General features: G+C 64.9%; 4 protein-coding genes. All 4 read left to right on the top strand.

Going from position 1 to position 3,395, the window contains the following annotated elements; translation table 11 throughout:
- The coding region (locus BRAS3809_RS07435; RefSeq protein WP_035655658.1) for a branched-chain amino acid ABC transporter permease at window positions 1-486 on the top strand (486 nt) is incomplete at its 5' end.
- Window position 487: 1 nt separating this feature from the next.
- Window positions 488-1,456 (top strand): branched-chain amino acid ABC transporter permease, encoded by a 969-nt coding sequence (locus BRAS3809_RS07430; protein ID WP_008961471.1) that lies wholly within the window; start codon window positions 488-490, stop codon window positions 1,454-1,456.
- A gap of 144 nt (window positions 1,457-1,600) precedes the next feature.
- Entirely contained in the window at window positions 1,601-2,245 is a 645-nt protein-coding gene (locus BRAS3809_RS07425) for a DUF47 domain-containing protein (protein WP_008961470.1), read from the top strand.
- A gap of 14 nt (window positions 2,246-2,259) precedes the next feature.
- Window positions 2,260-3,267, top strand: coding sequence for an inorganic phosphate transporter (locus BRAS3809_RS07420; protein ID WP_008961469.1), 1,008 nt, complete (start codon window positions 2,260-2,262; stop codon window positions 3,265-3,267).
- The last annotated feature ends 128 nt before the right edge of the window (window positions 3,268-3,395 follow it).

The following is a 3,395-nucleotide window of genomic DNA, read 5'->3' as shown; positions in this document are numbered from 1 at the left end:
CTGCGCGGCGGCATGAATCTCGGCTTCATGTTCCTGCCCATCTATCGCGGCTGGGTCGTGGTGTTCTCGCTGGTGGTGTGTCTCGCCACCTGGTTCCTGATCGAGCGCACCCGGCTCGGCGCCTATCTGCGCGCCGCCACCGAAAATCCCACCCTGGTGCGCGCCTTCGGCATCAACGTGCCGCGCATGATCACGCTCACCTACGGCCTCGGCGTCGGCCTCGCCGCGCTCGCCGGCGTGCTGTCGGCGCCGATCAACCAGGTCCGGCCGCTGATGGGCGCCGATTTGATCATCGTCGTTTTCGCGGTGGTCGTGATCGGCGGCATGGGCTCGATCATGGGCTCGATCATCACCGGCTTCGCGCTCGGCGTGGTCGAGGGACTGACCAAATATTTCTATCCCGAGGCTTCCAACACCGTGGTCTTCGTTCTGATGGTCCTGGTGCTCCTGGTGAAGCCGACGGGTCTGACCGGACGGGCGGCCTGACATGACATCGATCACCGACGCGACCCTGCCGATCACCTCGCGCGCGCTGCGCGACGAGATGATCGTGTTCGTCATCATGGCGGCGCTGCTCGCCATCGTGCCGTTCACCGGCCTGTACCCGTTCTTCGTCATGCAGGCGCTGTGCTTCGCGCTTCTGGCCTGCGCCTTCAACCTCCTGATCGGCTATGGCGGCCTGTTGTCGTTCGGCCACGCGATGTTTCTGGGCACCGCGGGCTATTGCAGCGCGCATGCGCTGAAGGTCTGGGGGCTGCCGCCGGAACTCGGCATCCTGACCGGCGTCGCCGGCGCCTTCGTGCTGTCGATCATCACCGGCTACATCTCGATCCGCCGCCAGGGCATCTACTTTTCGATGATCACCCTGGCGCTGTCGCAGCTGCTCTACTTCGTCTACCTGCAGACGCCCTTCACCCATGGCGAGGACGGCATCCAGGGAATCCCGCAGGGCAAGCTGTTCGGCTTCATCGATCTGTCGAAGCCGGTCACCCTGTACTACGTCGTGCTGGTCGGCTTCCTCGCCGGCTTCCTGCTGATCTTCCGCACCATCAACTCGCCGTTCGGCGAGGTGCTGAAGTCGATCCGGGAGAACGAGCAGCGCGCGATCTCGCTCGGCTACAAGACCGACCAGTACAAGCTGCTGGCCTTCATCCTGTCGGGCACCATCGCCGGCTTCGCCGGGTCGCTGAAGGTGTTCGTGGCGCAGAATGCCTCGTTGACCGACGTGCACTGGTCGATGTCGGGCGAGATCGTGCTGATGACCCTGGTCGGCGGCCTCGGGACCATTTTCGGCCCTGTCGTGGGCGCCTTCGTCATCATCGCCATGCAGCAATACCTGGCCGGCTTCGGGCAGTGGGTGACGGTCATCCAGGGTGTCATCTTCGTTGCCTGCGTGCTCACCTTCCGCCGCGGTGTGGTCGGAGAAATCGCGCATCTGTTCAAGCGGTCGCTCTAACCCGTTGATTTAGCTGGAGATAGCCGACAAAGGCAGAAACCGGTGGATGACCCGTCCGCCGCTTCTGCTGCGGCGTGATCCGGAGTATGACACTTCCGTGACAGGCCAGCCCTGGCCCGTTCCGGAATGGATGGATCTCGTCCCATGCTGAACTGGTTTCGCGCCGTCCTCCCCAAGGAGGAGCGGTTTTTCGATTTGTTCGCCCGCCACAACAAGGTGGTGATCCAGGGCGCACATGCGCTGCAGGACATGCTCAAGGGCGGCGACGACGTGCTGACCCATTGCCAGCGCGTCAGCCAGTTCGAGAACGAGGCCGACAACATCACCCGCGAGGTTCTGACCGCCGTCCGCCGCACCTTCATCACCCCGTTCGACCGCGGCGACATCAAGAACCTGATCACCTCGATGGACGACGCCATCGACCAGATGCAGCAGACCGCTAAGGCGGTCGTGCTGTTCGAGGTCAAGGCGTTCGAGCCGACGATGCGCGAGATGGGCACTCTTTTGGTCGATTGCGCCAACCTGATCGGGCGCGCGCTGCCGCTGCTGCAATCGATTGGCCAGAACGTCCCGATGATCACCGCGATCACCGAGGAGATGACCAAGCTCGAGGGCCGCGTCGACGACCTCCACGACATCGGCCTCAAGGAGCTGTTCCTGAAGCACCGCAACGCCAACACCATGGACTTCATCGTCGGCGCGGAGATCTACGACCATCTCGAAAAGGTGGCCGACCGCTTCGACGACGTCGCCAACGAGATCAATTCGATCATGATCGAACAGGTCTAGGCAGGGGCCGCGCCGTGGACGCTCAACTCGGCCTTCCGATCCTGGTCGGCCTCATCGCCGTCGCGCTCGCCTTCGACTTCCTGAACGGCCTGCACGATGCCGCCAACTCGATCGCGACCATCGTCTCGACCCGTGTGCTGCGGCCGCAATATGCGGTGTTCTGGGCCGCTTTCTTCAATTTCATCGCTTTCGGCGTGTTCGGCCTGCACGTCGCCCAGACCATCGGCACCGGGATCATCGACCCCGCGATCGTCGATGCGCAGGTGATCTTCGCCGCCCTTGTCGGCGCCATCGTCTGGAACCTCGTCACCTGGGCGGCCGGCATTCCCTCATCGAGCTCGCACGCACTGATCGGCGGCCTGGTCGGGGCGGGGTTCGCCAAGGCCGGCATCTCCGCGACGGTCTGGAGCGGCCTGTCGAAGACGGTGCTTGCGATCGTGCTGTCGCCGCTGGTCGGCCTGATCCTGGCGATGGTCCTGGTCGCGATCGTGTCCTGGGCCTCGGTGCGCTCGACGCCGTTCGCGGTCGACCGCGCCTTCCGCATCCTGCAATTCGCCTCCGCCTCGCTGTACTCGCTCGGCCATGGCGGCAATGACGCGCAGAAGACCATGGGCATCATCGCGGTGCTGCTCTATTCGCAGGGCCATCTCGGCGAGCACTTCACGGTGCCGTTCTGGGTCGTGCTGTCCTGCCAGGCGGCAATGGCCCTGGGCACGCTGATGGGCGGCTGGCGCATCGTCCGCACCATGGGCCTGCGCATCACCAAGCTGAACCCGATGCAGGGCTTCTGCGCCGAGACCGGCGGCGCCATCACGCTGTTCCTCGCGACGTTCCTGGGCGTGCCGGTGTCGACCACCCACACCATCACCGGCGCCATCGTCGGCGTCGGCGCCGCCCGGCGTGCCTCGGCGGTGCGCTGGAACGTCGCCGGCTCGATCGTTTACGCCTGGATCTTCACGATTCCGGCCTCGGCAATCGTGTCCGCACTGACGTTCTGGCTGGTGTCGGTGCTGCGGCACTGACGACGGCGCAGCAGCGCCGTCTGGGGGGCGGGGCCTCATGGTTCGAGACGCGCCAGGAGGCGCTCCTCACCATGAGGGGTGGGACTGGATCTCGCCGAATCATCGGACCCCGCCGCACATTCCGCCCT

This window comes from Bradyrhizobium sp. STM 3809 (assembly GCF_000239795.1).
Taxonomy (GTDB): domain Bacteria; phylum Pseudomonadota; class Alphaproteobacteria; order Rhizobiales; family Xanthobacteraceae; genus Bradyrhizobium.
Note: the sequence above shows the minus strand (reverse complement) of the source record. Positions and strands in the feature narration are given on the sequence as shown.

What these genes read in the sequence shown, in the direction of transcription:
- BRAS3809_RS07430 (WP_008961471.1), top strand. Translation starts at nt 488, where the DNA reads ATGACATCGATCACCGACGCGACCCTGCCGATCACCTCGCGCGCGCTG.
- BRAS3809_RS07425 (WP_008961470.1), top strand. Translation starts at nt 1,601, where the DNA reads ATGCTGAACTGGTTTCGCGCCGTCCTCCCCAAGGAGGAGCGGTTTTTC.